Origin of the sequence: Protofrankia symbiont of Coriaria myrtifolia, assembly GCF_900634755.1 — a bacterium.
GTDB lineage: Bacteria > Actinomycetota > Actinomycetes > Frankiales > Frankiaceae > Protofrankia > Protofrankia coriariae.
The window spans coordinates 47,350-63,600 of record NZ_CAAAFS010000245.1; the positions used below are offsets into that span (position 1 = coordinate 47,350).

16 protein-coding genes, 1 other RNA gene and 1 pseudogene are annotated in these 16,251 nt (G+C 67.6%); 14 read left to right on the plus strand and 4 right to left on the minus strand.

The window, feature by feature from the left end:
- The first annotated feature begins 355 nt into the window (after nucleotides 1-355).
- On the plus strand, nucleotides 356-1,216 hold the full coding sequence (locus CM1CMNOD_RS13885) for a phosphatase PAP2 family protein (RefSeq protein WP_013874232.1): 861 nt from the start codon (nucleotides 356-358) through the stop codon (nucleotides 1,214-1,216).
- Nucleotides 1,217-1,451: 235 nt separating this feature from the next.
- Here CM1CMNOD_RS13885 and CM1CMNOD_RS13890 read toward each other — a convergent pair whose 3' ends face one another.
- Together CM1CMNOD_RS13890 and CM1CMNOD_RS13895 are read right to left on the minus strand one after the other, a co-directional pair.
- The gene (locus tag CM1CMNOD_RS13890) at nucleotides 1,452-2,636 is read right to left on the minus strand and encodes an OmpA family protein (RefSeq protein WP_013874233.1); all 1,185 of its coding nucleotides are present in this window, start codon (nucleotides 2,634-2,636) and stop codon (nucleotides 1,452-1,454) included.
- A gap of 332 nt (nucleotides 2,637-2,968) precedes the next feature.
- Nucleotides 2,969-3,970, minus strand: a complete 1,002-nt coding sequence (locus CM1CMNOD_RS13895; protein WP_013874234.1) for a phosphatase PAP2 family protein — start codon at nucleotides 3,968-3,970, stop codon at nucleotides 2,969-2,971.
- A gap of 525 nt (nucleotides 3,971-4,495) precedes the next feature.
- On the opposite strand from CM1CMNOD_RS13895, the gene CM1CMNOD_RS13900 reads away from it, so the two are divergent.
- The 9 genes from CM1CMNOD_RS13900 to CM1CMNOD_RS13935 all read left to right on the plus strand — a co-directional run bounded on the left by CM1CMNOD_RS13900 (nucleotide 4,496) and on the right by CM1CMNOD_RS13935 (nucleotide 12,331).
- Nucleotides 4,496-4,816 carry an AlbA family DNA-binding domain-containing protein gene (locus CM1CMNOD_RS13900; protein WP_085948561.1) on the plus strand — a complete coding sequence of 107 codons (321 nt, stop codon included), beginning with the start codon at nucleotides 4,496-4,498 and terminating at the stop codon, nucleotides 4,814-4,816.
- 108 nt (nucleotides 4,817-4,924) lie between these two features.
- Entirely contained in the window at nucleotides 4,925-5,086 is a 162-nt protein-coding gene (locus CM1CMNOD_RS21840) for a hypothetical protein (RefSeq protein ID WP_165001433.1), read from the plus strand.
- A gap of 290 nt (nucleotides 5,087-5,376) precedes the next feature.
- Nucleotides 5,377-6,381, plus strand: coding sequence for an acyl-CoA desaturase (locus CM1CMNOD_RS13905; RefSeq protein ID WP_013874235.1), 1,005 nt, complete (start codon nucleotides 5,377-5,379; stop codon nucleotides 6,379-6,381).
- Nucleotides 6,382-6,393: 12 nt separating this feature from the next.
- The gene (locus CM1CMNOD_RS13910; RefSeq protein WP_013874236.1) at nucleotides 6,394-6,651 is read left to right on the plus strand and encodes an acyl carrier protein; all 258 of its coding nucleotides are present in this window, start codon (nucleotides 6,394-6,396) and stop codon (nucleotides 6,649-6,651) included.
- A 2-nt stretch (nucleotides 6,652-6,653) separates the two neighbouring features.
- Nucleotides 6,654-7,565 (plus strand): SAM-dependent methyltransferase, encoded by a 912-nt coding sequence (locus CM1CMNOD_RS13915; protein ID WP_013874237.1) that lies wholly within the window; start codon nucleotides 6,654-6,656, stop codon nucleotides 7,563-7,565.
- Nucleotides 7,562-8,836: a cytochrome P450 gene (locus tag CM1CMNOD_RS13920; protein WP_013874238.1), complete on the plus strand. Its 1,275-nt coding sequence runs from the start codon at nucleotides 7,562-7,564 to the stop codon at nucleotides 8,834-8,836. Before CM1CMNOD_RS13915 ends, CM1CMNOD_RS13920 begins: the two co-directional genes overlap by 4 nt.
- A gap of 58 nt (nucleotides 8,837-8,894) precedes the next feature.
- The gene (locus CM1CMNOD_RS13925; protein ID WP_013874239.1) at nucleotides 8,895-10,616 is read left to right on the plus strand and encodes a fatty acyl-AMP ligase; all 1,722 of its coding nucleotides are present in this window, start codon (nucleotides 8,895-8,897) and stop codon (nucleotides 10,614-10,616) included.
- A 45-nt stretch (nucleotides 10,617-10,661) separates the two neighbouring features.
- Entirely contained in the window at nucleotides 10,662-11,108 is a 447-nt protein-coding gene (locus tag CM1CMNOD_RS13930) for a PaaI family thioesterase (protein ID WP_013874240.1), read from the plus strand.
- Entirely contained in the window at nucleotides 11,105-12,331 is a 1,227-nt protein-coding gene (locus tag CM1CMNOD_RS13935; protein ID WP_013874241.1) for a cytochrome P450, read from the plus strand. The genes CM1CMNOD_RS13930 and CM1CMNOD_RS13935 overlap by 4 nt, the downstream gene beginning before the upstream one ends.
- A 21-nt stretch (nucleotides 12,332-12,352) precedes the next feature.
- Here the strand turns inward: CM1CMNOD_RS13935 and CM1CMNOD_RS13940 are convergent, their stop codons facing one another.
- Nucleotides 12,353-13,177: an alpha/beta fold hydrolase gene (locus tag CM1CMNOD_RS13940; RefSeq protein WP_013874242.1), complete on the minus strand. Its 825-nt coding sequence runs from the start codon at nucleotides 13,175-13,177 to the stop codon at nucleotides 12,353-12,355.
- Nucleotides 13,178-13,581: 404 nt separating this feature from the next.
- Between CM1CMNOD_RS13940 and CM1CMNOD_RS13945 the strand changes: the two are divergent.
- From CM1CMNOD_RS13945 to CM1CMNOD_RS13955, 3 genes and pseudogenes are all read left to right on the plus strand, one after another.
- Nucleotides 13,582-13,773: pseudogene (locus CM1CMNOD_RS13945) on the plus strand (hypothetical protein); the annotation flags it as partial.
- The gene (locus tag CM1CMNOD_RS13950; RefSeq protein WP_013874243.1) at nucleotides 13,773-14,018 is read left to right on the plus strand and encodes a tetratricopeptide repeat protein; all 246 of its coding nucleotides are present in this window, start codon (nucleotides 13,773-13,775) and stop codon (nucleotides 14,016-14,018) included. The pseudogene CM1CMNOD_RS13945 and the gene CM1CMNOD_RS13950, both read left to right, overlap by 1 nt.
- A gap of 187 nt (nucleotides 14,019-14,205) precedes the next feature.
- On the plus strand, nucleotides 14,206-14,649 hold the full coding sequence (locus tag CM1CMNOD_RS13955) for a PadR family transcriptional regulator (RefSeq protein WP_013874244.1): 444 nt from the start codon (nucleotides 14,206-14,208) through the stop codon (nucleotides 14,647-14,649).
- A 232-nt stretch (nucleotides 14,650-14,881) separates the two neighbouring features.
- Here the strand turns inward: CM1CMNOD_RS13955 and rnpB are convergent.
- Nucleotides 14,882-15,293, minus strand: an RNA gene (gene rnpB, locus CM1CMNOD_RS13960) — RNase P RNA component class A.
- A gap of 244 nt (nucleotides 15,294-15,537) precedes the next feature.
- Here rnpB and CM1CMNOD_RS13965 point away from each other — a divergent pair.
- The gene (locus CM1CMNOD_RS13965) at nucleotides 15,538-16,005 is read left to right on the plus strand and encodes a lipopolysaccharide assembly protein LapA domain-containing protein (protein WP_013874245.1); all 468 of its coding nucleotides are present in this window, start codon (nucleotides 15,538-15,540) and stop codon (nucleotides 16,003-16,005) included.
- The last annotated feature ends 246 nt before the right edge of the window (nucleotides 16,006-16,251 follow it).

Sequence of the window (16,251 nt, forward strand, 5' to 3'; positions counted from 1 at the left end):
GAGTGAGCACCACGTCACCAGCCGACCACAACGGGCCGATCAGGGCCGTGGCGGAGCCGGCCTGACATACGGACCCGCCCGGCACCACCGAAAACAACGGCCACCCACCGCGGAACACGATTTTCCGAGAGACGCGGATCACACCCGACGGCAGACCCGACCAGGCATCCGGATACGGTATTGCAGTACGGTACGGTCTCGTTTCGTGAAGGGGGGCACAATGTGCTGTGGACCAACCAGATAGGCCCATATTGTCCGATATCGCCCGCCATTGTCCAATATAGGCCGAAGATTCGACGATCGGGTCAGTGACGAGCATAACCGCTTCTCTCCGCGCACGATCGGCCCGTTATCCGTGACGACGGCCGACGCCCAGCCCACGCTGCCCGCGACCAGCGCCACGGCCGACTCCCGGCCCACAGCCGGCGCACCGTCCGCGACCGGTGGGGCACGACGAGGGCGTCGCGCCCTCGGCACCGCCGGCTACGCGGCCACCCAGACCGTCCTGCTCGGCCTGTTATTCATGGTCTACCGTTTCGGCCGACACATCGTCGACGGCCATCAGGCCGAAGCCCTGTCGCACGGGATCGCGGTCTGGAACATGGAACGGTGTCTGCGCCTGCCTGACGAGGCAGCCGTCCAGCAACTGGTCCTGCACTCCCACTACGCGACGATCCTGATCAACGAGTTCTACTACGCGGTCCACTTCCCCGCGGCCATCGCGCTGCTCGTCTGGGTCTTCGTCCGACACCGCTTCATCTGGCCCAGGGTCCGCAATGTGATCATCATCGCGACAGGCATGGCCCTGGTGATCCACATCCTGTATCCGCTCGCCCCACCGCGCCTGCTGCCCATGGCGATGACGGGTCTGATCGACACCGGCGCGATATTCGGCCCGTCGCCCTACGCCCAGGGCGACGGTTTCGCGAACGAGTACGCGGCCATGCCGAGCCTGCACATCGGCTGGGCCATCATCGAGGCATGGGTCGTGGTCACCGTCCTGCACAGCCGATGGCGTTATCTCGCCATCGCCCAGCCCGTGGCCACCACCGCGGTCGTCGTGGCCACGGCCAACCACTACTGGGTGGACGGCGTCATCGGCGGCCTGCTCGTCCTGCTGGCGGTGCAGGTCACCAGGCTGGCCCTACAGGCCCGGATAGTCGCCGTGATGCGCCCGATGGTGACCCGCCGCTCGGACACCTGCGGATCGCAGTAACCGTCCTGACCGCTCCCGGCCGACCGTCCCGCCCTGCCCTGCCCTGTCCCTGCCCACGGGACAGCGGCGGCTGACGGGCAGGGCCCGGACAAGGTTCCAGGAGCCAGAGATCCAGAAGCCGGGGATCCCGGTCGGGCAAAGGCCAGAGCAGCCGGACAAAGGCCAGGTCGCCAGACAAAGGCCGGGCCAAAGGTCCAGGCCATTCGGCCGGTTCATCGGGGCGGGTCTGTGGGAGCTACGGAACGAGAGCGGAGATCTCCACCCGGCGGTTGGCGGCGCGCCCGGCCTCGGTGGCATTCGTCGCCACCGGATGCTCCGAGGCGAACCCGGCGGCCCGCAGATGGTCCGCGGACACGCCCTGGTCGGCCAGGTAGGCGGCGGCGGCCCGCGCCCGTGCCAGGGACAACGTCTCGTTGAGGACACCCGGCCCCCGTGCGTCGGCGTGCCCCGCCAGCAGCACGCTGAGCTCGCTCTCCCGTAGCACCGCCGCGATCCGGTCGAGGTGAACGCGGTCGGCCTCGGTCAGTTCCGAACTGTCCGTCGCGAAGGTGATCCGTCCCGTGGCGACGACGCTGGCGAGACGACCGGCCACCGATTGCGGCGTGGTCGCACCGGCCGCCGGTTGCGGTGCACTCGTGTCGGTCACCGACCGCGGCGTGGTCGCGCCGGCAGCCGGCGCTGTCGCGGCCCCGCCGGCCGCCGGGAGGGCCGGGGTGACCGACCGGACGGTGAGACGGTTGTCGACGGTGGCGGCCGGCAGTGTCCTACGAGCCTCGGCGAGGACGGTCACGCCAAGCCGGGTCGCCTCCCCGGCGTCCGCCACGCTCCCCTCCAGCACCACCGAGGAACCAGCGATCGTCGCCTTGTGCTCGCCGGCGACCGTCGTGAGCGTACGGGCCAGGTCCGCGAGAGCGGTGACCGGCGGCGCGGCCGCAGCGGGGTCGACCGTCACCTTCCCGGTCAGCGTGCCGGTGCTCGCCGCCGCGGCCGCGCCGAGCACCTGCTCACGGGCGACCCGGTCGGGCACGGTAGCGGTGACGGTGAGCGAGTCACCGTCGACCGCGATCACAAAGGGCCTGGCGGCGGCGAGGAGCAGCGCCGGCGCGATGTGGATGTCACTGCCCAACGAGGCCGTCCGCGCCCCGGACACCCCCGCCACCGCCTGACGGGCCGCCTCGGCGTCCGTGAGGCTGGGGAACGTGCCGTGCACGGTGGCGTCCCGGCCGTCGAAGCTCACCTGCGCACCGTCCTGGCCATGCGAACGCACCGCCAGGACGGCCCGGTCGGCAAGCTCGTCCTCGATGGGCTCACGCCGCAGCCCGAACGCCAGCAACGCCAACAACAGCCAGGCGACGACGAGGGACACGGAGAACACAACCGGACGGGGCCGCTTCAGCGCGACGATCTGGGCCAAGGACATCGACTGCTCTCCGCATGGACTCTGGCTGGACGGCTTTGCTGGCTGGGGACTGCTGACCGGGAACTGCCGGCCGGAACATCAGGGGACATCGTGGCCGGTGGCATCAGGGCCGTGGACATTGCATCACGGCCGGGGGCATCGTGATCAGAAACATCGTGGTGATTGGGAACATCATGGCCGGGGGCATCGTGACCGAAGCCGTCTTCGGGACGCGCCAACGCCAGCGCCAGCGGAGGAACGACCCAACTGCAGTCGACGGGAGCATGCGGAACAGCTCACCACTGGTCAACTCTCGCACACCGACACACCTGTGATCCGTACCGGGTCGCCGCCTATCCCCGGGGTGGCCACACCAGCGCCGGGCGTACGGGAACACCGGCACGGACGATCGCGGCCGGCTGGGGCAGGTGCGGCTGCTGCCGGGGACACCGGTCAGCCGCCCCGCCAGCCGGCTCGTCGGCCTGCTCCTCCTGCTGCTCCTGCTGTTCGGCCTGCGCCACCTGCGCCGCCTGCTCTTCCTGGCCGTCGCCCCGGTCGGCCGGACCGCCAGCGGGCTGATCGCCGTGGCCGGTCGGACGTCCGGAGGACCGCCGCTGCCCGTGCGCGAGCCGCATCACGACGGCAGCCGCCACGGCCCCGAGACCGAGCGCGAACCAGCCTCCCAGCACGTCCAGCACGTAGTGGTTGGCGGTGGCCATCACCACGAAGATGGTCGCGCCCGGGTAGAGGACACCGAGCACCCTGGTCACGCGGTGCCGGGCCAGCCGAGCGATGTTCCAGCCGCACCACAGCGCCCAGGCGCAGTGCAGGGACGGCATGGCGGCGAACTGGTTGGTGATGCCGGCGAGCCCCTTGGGCGCGGCGCTGGAGTCACCGGCCCACCAACCCCAGTTGTGGAACGACGCCATCGTGTCGATGAAACCGGCGCTGGGAAGCAGGCGCGGCGGCGCCGTGGGAACCAGGAAGAAGCCGGTAAGACTGATCACGGTGGTGCACACGATCGTCCACCGGGCCGCCAGGTAACTGCGGGCTCGTTTGCGGTAGAGCCAGACGAGGACGGCCGGCGTGACGATGAAGTGGAGCGTCGCGTAGTAGTAGCAGCACGCCACGGCAAGGGCGGGGACACCCTGCAGCCAGTGGTTGAGCCCGAGCTCGATGTCGAGGTGCAGGTCGGCCTGGATACGCATGATGTCCCAGCCGACGGCGAGCGCGTTGTGGACGGAACCGCCCGCCACGGACCGGGTTGCGGTGTAGGTGTAGTAGAAGACAACGATCATGGCCACTTCGACCCACACCACCGGCAGACCGTCCGACCTGCGGCGTATATGGACCATCCGTGCCCTCCGGTTCCGATCCGGCCCACCGAGTGGTCCGGCCGTCACGTCCGGGCGCATCTCGGGCGACCGCCCTCGACTTCAGCCATCCCCTCGACGTCGACCGTCACCGTGTGTGCCGGTCTCCGTCACCGACGCCGGTCGCCCGTGACGGCCGGCCAACGACCCGTACCGGACGGCCTACCAGGACGGCATCCGCCCCGACGCCCCACAGCCCCTCGGCCGACGACGTCGAACCCTTCCCCGTTACCCGCCCACCACCCGATCCGACTATCCGATCCGACTACCCGATCTCGGTTACCCGATCTCGGCCCGCCTCCTGACCGAGGCTACATCCTTCTGCCGACAAGAAGACTGCGTTACCCCACCCACCTGGCACAACCAGTGACCAGTCGCCAGACGAGCCGCGCGGGCGGCGCGCGAACCACGCGGCCGATCCGTGCGGGGAGACGGAGGTGTGACCTGTCACGTCCGTAGCCACCGCGGGTGACATTTTCCCGCGACGGGCAGGACAGGATCGACGCCATGGGAACAGATCTTGCGATGACCCTGGGCACCCGGGAGACCGCTAACCTGGAGTTCAAGCGGGAGGGCAGGGATCACAACGCCATCCGTGAGGCGATCTGCGCCCTGGCCAACGATCTTCCGGGGATGGGTGGCGGGCATCTGATCATTGGCGTCGACAAGTCCGGTAAACCGGTCAGGGAGATCGATACCTCGGATCAGGCGCTGCTCGGGCTCACCAGCATCCAGGACGAGGGAAGAATCCTCGACCGGCCTTTCTCGGATGTCATCATGCAGCCGACGATGCGCCTGGAGCGCCCTGTCAAGGCGTATCAGCGGTGACTTGACCGTATTCCTCAGGTCTTCGCGTCGGACGTGCTGGATGAACCGCCGGCAAACATAAATCTAAAATCATATGAAATTGCAACGCTACGCAACTACCAGAGCCTGATGCCGCTCTCGCATGACGCCCGCAAACCTATGTTCGATCTGCGGGCCGCGGACGGCGTGCTCGGCAGTACGCAGACGCTCGTCAGCCGATGCCACCGTGACTTCCGATCGCTCGCCGAAGAACTTCTGCAGCGGCTGGAGTCGGTGCCGCTGGAGGCCTGAGCCCGATACCCTGAGCCCGATACCTGGCGCACCTGGGGAGCAGCATGCTCCCACCGGTTTCCGCCGGCCCTCCCAGCATGCTCGACCTGTTTGGGACCCACCAGGGCGGACCACACTCCAAGCGGCCGGATCGTCTCACGGATTCGGCGCCGACGGTCCTCCGATAGCGAGTTCCAATCCTGCGATCGGCGGTTCCCGTACACCTTTCGTGTCCGGTCGCGGCAGCTTACGATTCGAGGAGGCCCGACTCAAGAAACCTCAGGTCCAGCACCCAGGAGGGGCGGTCGAGAATGGTCGGCGTACGGCCCGCGACCCATGTTCCCGAGTCCGATTTCGAGACCGTCGGATCCACTCCTCGCAAGAAGACGATCAGTAGTCCTTATCTGCACCGCCTGCAGCGCCGCCATTTTCTGCTGTTCGACGTCCTGCCGATTGCCGGTACCGCCGCCGCCCTCGCGTTTCTCACGGTGCACCCGATCGGTGTCACCGAACTCGCCCTGCTCTTTTCCATGTGGGTCGTGACCGGCTTGGGCGTCACCGTCGGTTATCACCGGCTGTTCACGCATCGCACCTTCAAGGCCGCGCCGTCCGTCGTGGCCGTGCTCGCGGTCCTCGGCTCGATGGCCGGCCAGGGCGGTGTGGTGTCCTGGGTCGCCCTGCACCGGCGACACCACGAGTGCAGTGACCGTGAGGGAGACCCGCACTCCCCGAATCTCGCCGGCGGTGGTCTGAAAGGCCGGCTACGCGGCCTGGCCCACTCCCATTTCCTGTGGATGCGTCGTCACGAGTACCCGAACGTCGTCCACTACGCGCCTGATCTGATCAGGAATCGTGCGCTGGTCCGGGTCGCCCGCCTCTACTACTACTGGGTCGCGCTCGGGCTCGCGCTCCCCGCGCTCGTCGGCGGCCTCGTCTACCAGAGCTGGGCCGGGGCGGTCAGCGGCCTCTTCTGGGGCGGCCTGGTGCGGATGTTCGTCCTGGAACACATCATCTGGGCGATCAACTCCTTCCTGCACATGTTCGGCACCCACCCGTACGAGTCCAGGGAGAACAGCAGGAACGGCGGGATCTTTGCCCTGCTGACCTTTGGCGAGTCGTGGCACAACAACCATCATGCCTTTCCCGACTCGTCTTCTTTCGGGCTGAGCTGGTACCGTCTCGACCCGGGCTACTGGCTCATAAAAATTCTTGCTCTCGGTGGTCTCGCATGGGACGTCAAGCGCCCGTCCGAAGAGCGGATGAAAGCAAGCCGTATATCCAGGAACGGCAAGCCCGCCCCCAGTACCACGGCATAAGGAGCGAGCACGTTGAAGCCGAGCAAGGAAGCGATTGCCGACTGGTGCCAGCAGTATGTCGCGCATCTCCTCGAGGTACCGGTGGACGCGGTGGACCCGGACGCGGACTTCGACCGACTGGGTGTCGACTCCGCCCTCGCTGTCTCCCTGCTGATCGAGGTCGAGGAACGCTACGGCGTCGATCTGGCTCCCGAGGCGCTGTTCGAGAACCCGAGCATCAACGCGGTCGCCGGGTATCTGTATGAGCAGAGCCAACAGCGCGTGGCGTAGTCATGACCATACCAGTCGAATCAGTCGACATCGGCCGGACGACCGGGGCGGCGGCTGCCATCCGCCACCACTACGACGTCGGAAACGCGTTCTACAGCCTCTGGCTGGACCACTCGCTGACCTATTCGTGCGCGCTTCGGGATGGCTCGGACGACACCCTCGAAAGCGCGCAGGAAAGGAAGCTGCGGTTTCACCTGGACGCGGTGCGGGCCGACCGGGCCCGCACCGCGCTGGACATCGGCTGCGGCTGGGGCACGGTCCTGCGGCGGCTGGCGGAGGAACACCGGGTTCAGCACTCCGTCGGTCTCACCCTCAGCGAGGAGCAGGCGTCCTTCGTCCGCTCCCAGGGATATCCGGGTGTGGAGGTACGTACGGAGAACTGGCTGCACTACGAGCCGGACGCCGCTTTCGACGGAATCGTATCCATCGGTGCGTTCGAGCACTTTGCCCGGCCCACCGACTCGCCAACCGAGAAGATCAGTCTGTACCGGGAGTTCTTCACCCGCTGCCACGGCTGGCTGAACCGGGACGGTGTGCTGTCGCTGCAGACGATCGCATACGCGAACATGTCCCGCGCGGACGCGAACAGGTTCATCCAGCAGGAGATATTTCCCGACGCTGATCTACCGACACTCGCGGAGATCACGGCCGCCGCCGAGGGAGTCTTCGAGATACGGTCGGTGAGCAACGGGCGGCTCGACTACGCCTGGACGTGCGAGGAGTGGGCCCGCCGGCTGCGCCTGCGCCGTGACGAAGCCGTCCGGCTCGTCGGGCCGGAGGTGGTCGCCCGGTACGAGCGCTATCTGAAGCTGTCCGCCCTCGGCTTCCGAATGGGCAAGATCTGCCTGTTCAGAATTGTTCTTCATCCCTTCCGGAGCGGATACTTCGACAGCCGTGGGGTGCGGGCGGAATGACGGTGGAGACCCCCTGCGCGGCGGTTGCCGCCACCATCGGTCCGACGCCGGCGGCAGTCCGGTTCAACCCCTTCAGCGCCGAGTTCCGGAGCTCCCCCTACCCGCTCTATCAGCAGCTTCGCGACACCCGGCCGGTCCACCGGGCGCTGGGCATGTGGGTGCTCACGCGGCACACCGACGTGCGCGGCGTCCTGCACGACCGTACCTTCAGCGCCGGGCTCATACCTGAACTGATCAGCCGGCAGGCGAGCCGGCTGTCGCAGGACAACGTGGCGCGAATCGAGCGGCTGGGCAGAAAGTCGCTCGTCTTCACCGACAACCCGGACCACGCCCGGCTGCGCGGACTGGTGAACCGAGTGTTCACGGCACCGGAAATAGCCAGACTCCGTCCCCGTGTCTCGCGGGCTGTCGAGCACCTGATACAGCGGGCCTGGGACGACGGTGGCATGGACGCCATCGCCGACTTCGCCGCGCCGCTGCCGGTCACGGTCATGTGCGACTGGATGCTGCTCCCGGACAGCCTGCGTGCACACGTCGGCCAGTGGACGCACGACATCCGCTTCCTGCTCGAGCCGGGGCTTATGAAGGCCACGGACTTCACCCGGGTGTGTGATGTCGTCGAAATGTTCGCGCAGGCCCTGGACGACGTTATTGCCGAACGCCGGTCCCGGCCGAGTGACGACCTGATAAGCCAGTTGCTCGCCGCGCGGACCGCCGGTGGCGACAGGCTCAGCGACGAAGAACTCGTCTTCGTGTGCATCATGTGCTTTGTCGCCGGCAACGAGACCACGAAATCCCTGATAGGGAACGGTCTGCTCGCGCTGCTCCAGCATCCGGCGCAGGACGCTCTCCTGCGCCGCCGGCCGGAGCTTGCGCCGGGAGCCGTCGAGGAGGCGTTGCGCTACGACAGCCCGCTGCAGATGACCAAACGTCTCGCGACGCGTGAGGTCGACATCGGCGGGAAACGGGTGCGGGAAGGCGATCAGATTCTCCTGTGTCTCGGCGCCGCGAACCGCGATCCCGCGGTGTTCGCCCGGCCGGACGAGTTCGACATCACCCGTGACGCGAAGGGGCATCTCGCCTTCGGCCACGGAATGCACGGCTGCCTGGGCGGGCTGCTGGCCCGGCTGCAGGCGGAGGTTGCCTTCGAACACCTGTACCGACGCACCGAACGCCTGGAACCGCTGGCAGAGCAGCTCCAGTGGCAGGAGCACAGTTTCATCGTCCGCGGCCTGACAAGTCTCCGGGTCGCGCCGAGAAGCATCGTCTGAATCGCCGGGACGCCGGGGTGAGCCCGATCGGGATCCGCTCGCGGACAGGGGAAGGAAAATGACGCGGCAGAAAATGTTGCTTCCGGATGTCCTGCGCGGCCGCGCCGCCCTCGAGCCGACCGGCAGAGCGTATGTCTTTCTGGACGAGTACGAGAAAGAAAAAGAAGTTCTGACGTATGGCGAGCTGCATGCGCGAGCGCTCGCCGTGGCCGGCTGGCTGAGCCGGCGCTGCGGTGCCGGCGACCGGGCACTGCTGGTTTTCCCACCAGGCCTGGATTTCATCGTCGCATATTTCGGGTGTCTCTATGCGCAGGTCGTCGCGGTACCCGTCAACCCGCCGCGCAAGCAGCAGGTGCAGGACACGACGCTGCGCATCGTGCGGGACTGCGAGCCTTCCGCGGTACTCACCGCCAACGCCATGATCGAGAGCACCCGATCCGCGCTGGAGCCGGTCCACACGGTCCCGCACTGGCTTCCGGTCGACCGGATCACCGACATGGCGGAGACGGGTTTCGACCCGTCGCCCTGCTCGGCGGACTCCATCGCCTTCCTGCAGTACACGTCGGGTTCCACATCCGACCCGAAGGGGGTCGTGGTCTCCCACGGAAACCTTGCCGCGAACCAGGAGATGATACGTCAGGCATTCGGCCATGACCGGAACTCGACGTTCGTCGGCTGGGCGCCGCTCTTCCACGACCAAGGGCTGATCGGAAACGTCCTGCAGCCCCTCTGGATCGGGGCGACCAGCATCCTCATGTCGCCGATGGCGTTCATCCGGTGGCCACTTCTGTGGCTGTCGGCTATTTCTCGGTACCGTGCCCACACCAGCGGCGGGCCGAACTTCGCGTTCGACGCCTGCGTCACGCGGGCCGCCAGGGGAGACATCCCGGAGCTTGACCTGAGCTGCTGGAAGGTCGCGTTCAACGGCGCCGAACCCATTCGGCCCGAAACACTGCGGCGGTTCGCCGAGACCTTCGCGTCCTACGGATTCAGCGAGAAGACGCTCTACCCGTGCTATGGGCTGGCCGAGGCGACCCTGCTGGTGACCGGCAGCCAGAAGGGCCGCGGCCCGCGCACCATCGAGGCGGACGCCGACGCGCTCGGTGACAGGCGCTATGCCGAGGCGTCCAACGGCCACGCCCGGACCCTCGCGGGCTCCGGGCTCATCCTCCCGGAAGAAACGCTCCGGATCGTGGACCCCGAAACGAAACGCCCGTGCCCGGCGGACCGGGTGGGAGAAATCTGGGTCGCCGGGGAGCATGTGGCGCAGGGCTACTGGCGGTGCCCGCAGGCGACCACCGACACGTTCCGGGCCACCTGTGACGGTGAGCCCGGCCGTACCTACCTGCGTACCGGCGATCTCGGCCTGGTGGTCGACGGCGAGTTGTACGTGGTGGGCAGGCTGAAGGACCTCGTGATCATTCGGGGGCGGAACTACTGCCCGCAGGACATCGAACACACCGTCCAGTCGTCACACGACGCGCTGAGATCCGGCGGATGTGCCGCGTTCTCGGTTCTCGGCCCCGACGGGGAGAAACTCGTCGTCGTGCAGGAAATCAGGGGCGACCAACGGCGGAAGGCGGACGTGCGGGACGTCACCGCGTCGATCCGGGCGGCGGTGGTACGGGAGCACGATCTTTCCCTGGGTGACCTGGTACTGACCCTGCCCGGCCGGCTGCAGAAGACCAGCAGCGGAAAGATCATGCGGGCCGCCGCCAGAAAACGCTATCTGGAGGCCGGCTTCGATACCTGGACGCCGGCGGCACCGTCAGCCGCCTGAAGGACTCGCTCGAAGAACTCGTCGACCAGGGGGAGAACTCCGGACATGGCAGTGCTGGAAGCGACGAACCCCGCCTTCGAACAGTTCGTGCGGGATACCGTCCTGAACATGCCGGCCGCGCGGCACCTGGGTTTCGAGTTCGGCCGGATAGCGCCGGGGGACGTCGAGATCATTCAGCCGTACCGGGAAGAGCTCACGCAGCACGACGGCTTCGTCCAGGGCGGTGTGCTCGGCTCGCTGGCGGACTTCGCCGCCGGCTGCGCCGCCGGCACGTTGCTGCCACCCGGATGGGTGAACATGACCATCGACTACACCGTCAAAATTCTGGCTCCGGCGAAGGGTGAGAAACTTGTCGCGCGTGGTCGGGTCGTCAAGGCAGGCCCTGTCATGACCGTCGCCGCAGCCGACGTCTATTCGGCCGACGGGGCCGAGGAGACACTGTGCGCCACCGCTTTCGTGACCATGCGTAATATCAGGGCGGCCAGATCATGATGACGCGAGAAAGCTCCGAGGAAGCGTTCGTCTTCAACCCGTTCACCGACGGTTTTACCAACGATCCCTATCCCTACTATGCGGAACTGCGTGACGCCGCGCCCGCCCACGAGCACCCGCTCGGGTTCTGGATCCTGTCCAGGTACGAGGACGTGTCGAAACTGCAGAGATCAGGGCACTCCGTCGACGAGCGGTATCTGACACGCCTGCCGCGGTGGAAGAGCGACTCCAGGACGCTCGGCAAGGAGAACCGGCTGATGCGCGGGCTGGCCGTTCTGGACCAGGACCCACCGAACCACACGAGACTGCGCGGCCTTGTCTCCAAAGCCTTCACCCGGCGTGCCGTCGACGCGCTGGAACCGCGGATCGCGACGCTCGTCGACAGGGCGCTGGACCGGATCGCCGAGGCGGGCCGCGCGGACCTTGTCGCCGAACTCGCCTTCCCGCTCCCCTTCACAGTGATCTCGGAGATGCTGGGTATTCCGGTGGTGGAGCACACCCGTATCCGCGCGCTCACCGGAACGCTGGTGCGCGCGCTCGAGCCGCTCGCCGACCCGGGCCTGCAGGCCGAGATCCGGGCGGCCAACCACGAGCTGATGGGAATCGTTCGCGAACTGACCGACTGGAAACGGGACAACCCCGGCGACGACCTGATCAGCGCGCTTCTCGCCGCCGAGCACGACGGCGACGTGCTCGGCGGGGACGAACTGGTCGCCCAGGTCATGTTTCTCTACATCGCGGGCCACGAAAGCACGGTGAACCTGCTCGCGGGCGGAATTCTCGCGCTCCTTCGCCACCCCGGCCAGTTACGGCTGCTGCGGGAGGATCCCGGGCTCGTAGCCAACGCCGTGGAGGAGATCCTCCGCTACGACACCCCGGTACACCTGATGCGGCGGATAACCATCGAGTCTCTTCCCGCGCACGGCGAGGAAATCCCGGCTGGAGCGTGGGTGGTGGCCTGCCTGGCCGCGGCCAACCGGGATCCGCGGTTCTGGGGGGCGGACGCCGACGAGCTCCGGCTGGACCGGCCGAACGCGCACCAGAACGTCTCGTTCGGCGCCGGTATACACCACTGCCTCGGCGCGGCGCTGGCCCGGCTGGAGGCCCGGGTCACCTTCACCCGGTTCGCCCGGCGTTTCCCCTCGCCTGCCGTCGAGGAGGTCCGGTGGAATGGTCGGATCAACGTCCGTGGCCCCGCGAAATTGTTGATATCCGTGCGGTAGCGAGTACCCCGACGTTCGCGGTCAGGGCCGGTCGGCCGTGGCGAGGAACTTCGCCAGCAGGCTGGTGATCGTCGCAGGCTGTTCCAGGCTGCTGCTGTGCCCGCAGTCCGCGACGATCCGCAACTGGGCCCCTGGAATACGAGCGGCGATACGCTCCGACTTCTCCACCGGGGTGGCCCTGTCGTCGGCGCCGACGGCAACAAGGGTGGGCACCGTGATTCCGGTGATCTCCCGCTCCACCGGCGCGCGGTCGACCACCCCCAGCACCGCCTTACGGATGGCGGCACCCTTGTTGCGGTTGAGCCGGCTGACCCACTCGTCAATCGTGGCCGCGCTGGCGGTGTCGGCGAGGAAGGCGGGGCCGAACATGTGCGAGCTGACCTTGCCCAGAATCGGTCTGATGCCGAACAGACGCAGCAACAACGCCAACTGTTTGTACTCGCGGACTTTGCTCTGCTCCTCAGCCCCGGCGCTGGTGTCCAGCAACGTCAGTGAACGCAGCAGCTCACCATGGCGGGCCGCGATGCGCTGCCCGACGAAACCACCCATGGACAGCCCCACCCAGTGCACCGGAGCGACGTCGAGCTCCCGGATCAGCGCGACCGCGTCGCCGGTGAGGGTGTCCATGTCATAGCCGCCGGCGGCCGCCGGAGTGTCACCCTGGCCGCGCCAGTCGACCGCCACACAACGGTAGCGCTCACGCAGGACCGTAATCTGTGAGCGAAACATCCAGCCACCGAACAACAGGCCATGCCCGAAAACAATGGTCGGCGCGTCCGGCAACCCCGCCGGCGCCCCGGTGCCACTGTAGGAAATCGTCACACCACTGACATCGATGGTAGGCACGCGCTTCCCTCGCCTCCGCCGGCGACCAACAGCAGCCGAACAGCAGCGTAATGGACACGCCCGCCATACAATGAAAGCAGGTGATGACCAACAGGCCAACCAGAGCCGAACATACGGCCTGGCACCTCACCGGCTCACAGCTTTCAGGACGGCCGAAAAGGATCCCGCGCCGCGGAAGAAGTACCCGAACTTCCGAACCGAATGCACTCCTCCGTATTCGCTCTTCCACAACCGCGACGTGTCGGAGGATCTCTTCTACGCGGCGGAGCCGGGGTGACGGCGGACATCGAGGTCGGCGTCGAGGGTGTCGGCGGCCGTCCCAGCCACAGCAGGGCCGGCACGGCCCCACCCGGTACGCCTCCCACGCGCCCCACTCTCCCATCCACCGGGAACCCCGGAGGATCTTGATAGCTGTTCGTGGCAGCGCCGGCGCGCGGTCCGGTGCCGTCGTCCGCTGCTCGCCGCTGCGCACCCGGCTGCTCGGCCGGGGGGTGACGGCGGCACTGCCGCAGGCGGTGCACGGCCTGGGCGGGGTCGGGAAGACCCAGTTGGCGGTGGAGTACGCCTACCGGCACGCCCGCGGCTACGACCCGGTGTGACAGATTCCGGCGGAGGTGTCGCCGAAGCACAGACCATGTTCGACGACGCGCTCACCCGACGCCGCCGCGTCCTCGGCGAGCGCCATCCATACACGATCAACATCCGCCAGGCGCTCACCGATCCAGACGCGCGCGACCCGGGCACCACGATCCGGACCGACACAGCCGAACCGACACAGCCGAACCGCAATGGCCAGCCCGCTCACGGCCCCGCTCAGGAGCATGAGGAAAGCGTGGCGTAGATCGGCGCCCGCCTCCGTTGCCGCCGGTCGGAGCCCGGCCGGACGGCTATCGGTGGACGAAAAGTCCAGTTTATTATCTTCATGGTGATCCGCCTGCATCCATCGCCCCAGGTCGGCGGACTTCCGTGGTTCATGGCCGTCCGCCGGCGTTCGTCCACGCCGCCGTCAGCGGTCGCAGCCAGAGCGGATGCCAGACGTCAAGATCGGCTTTACTCCAGTACTTGACTATGCCAGGTACTCGGCACAACCTAGAAGTGTGACGTTCGCCCACGATCCACAACTGCTCAAGGGAGTCCTCTCCCTGCTGCTGCTGCACCTGCTGGCCGAGCGGGAGTCCTACGGGTACGAGGTGGTGCAACGGCTGCAGGCGGTCGGCCTCACCGACGTCATGGAGGGCACCGTCTACCCGGCGCTGGCCCGGCTGGAACGCGAAGGACGGATCACTGCCCGGCTGGTCTCCTCCTCCAGCGGCCCCGCCCGCAAGTACTACCGGCCGACACCAGCCGGCTACGAGGCCCTGACCAGGGGGGCGGAGCTCTGGGCCCGGCACACGGCAATCGTCGACACCGTCCTCGCCCGCCCCCTACCCCCCACGCCGTCAGCGCCGTCAGCGCCGTCAGCGGCGAGATGAGGACATGACATGCCACGCTCCGTCACATGGATTGAGAAGCTGTCAGCCTGGCTTCTGCCACACAGATAGCACTTGCCATAAGCAACCCCTGTTTCGAGGTGTGGCTGCTGTGACATTTTCAGCTGGGCGCCGCAAGCGCCGGGCCATCGGCTCCGTGCTCGGCGCTCCCGCGGACCAGGTACGGGCCACGATCGCGGGGAACTGCTGTCCGCCCAGCTCAGGGGCGGTGGGGCGGATGAGTCGACCGGTACGCCGGGTTCTGTGGGCCGGGGCCGTGAGACGGCTCCGGCTGGCGGTCATCCATCTCGGGCTGCCGTTGCCGACAGCCTCCAGCGGTCCACCCGCAGGCTCGGGCGGGCAGCCCTCGAACGCCTGCGCAGCCCCGGAGCCCGAAAGCTCCGGAACCTTTTGACCTTGCTCCGGGTGGGGTTTACCTAGCCGCCCGGGTCACCCCGGGCGCTGGTGCGCTCTTACCGCACCGTTTCACCCTTACCGGCGTCCGAGGACGCCGGCGGTCTGTTTTCTGTGGCACTGTCCCGCGGGTCACCCCGGGTGGGTGTTACCCACCACCCTGCCCTGTGGAGCCCGGACGTTCCTCGGCGGCTCCGCGTGAGCGGAACCGACGCGACCGCCTGGTCGACTCATCCGTGACCGTCAGCATATGACACCACAGACGCCTCGGCTCACCCCGACGGTCCGCGGCGGGGATACTGCGTGCCAGGACAACATCAGATGCCAGGACGGGCACCGGCCGTCACCGCACCTCTGGCACAGTCAGCAACAGCACCAGTCAGCGGCAGGAGCGACACGGCCACCGGTTGGCAGAACGCACCATCATCCATCTGGAAGAGCACGACACCACCTGGAAGACGAAGGACGGGATCGGCCGTGACAACGCCCGGGGAACCCATCAAGAAGCTTGACGACACCCGTCCTGTTACGCCGTCCACTGGCGTAACAGGATCACCTGGCACAACCGCGCCCGCTCCGCCCGGCCCCGGATCCATTCAGCCGCCCGCCGGGCCCGTTCCCGCCGGGCCCACGCAGCCGCCTGACGGGCCCACGCCGGCCGGCGGGCGTCGCGGCGTCAGCTACGTCGTCTATGCCGTCACCGTCGTCGTCCTGCTGCTGGCGATCGCCGTGATCGTGTTCGTCGTGCGCAACGACCAGCGGGTGAACGTGTGGCTGTTCGGCTCCATCCACAACACCTCGCTCGCGGGCGCGCTCGCCGCGTCGGCGGCGGCCGGCCTGGTGATCGGGCTGCTGATCGGTCTGATCACCCAGGTCAAGGTCCGCAGGGAACTGCGCCAGTACCGCCGCGGCAGGCACCCGGCCCAGCAGTCCCGGACGCCCTGACCTGGCTCGCCCACACGGACACTTCTGGCAGGGCTGTCGGATGTCCGTGCCTGCCAGCAGATGTCCGTGCCTGCCAGCAGACCGCATCCCAGCGTAACCGCAACCTGACACATCGGAAATCAGCCCCGGTAACCAGCCAGAAAGACAGGCGCGGTTACCGCATCCAGCCGGGTTCAGTCGGCCATCTTCGCCGGGCGGAACTCCCCATGGATCTTCCCGCCGCCAGAACCGGTTCCCGATGTGGGC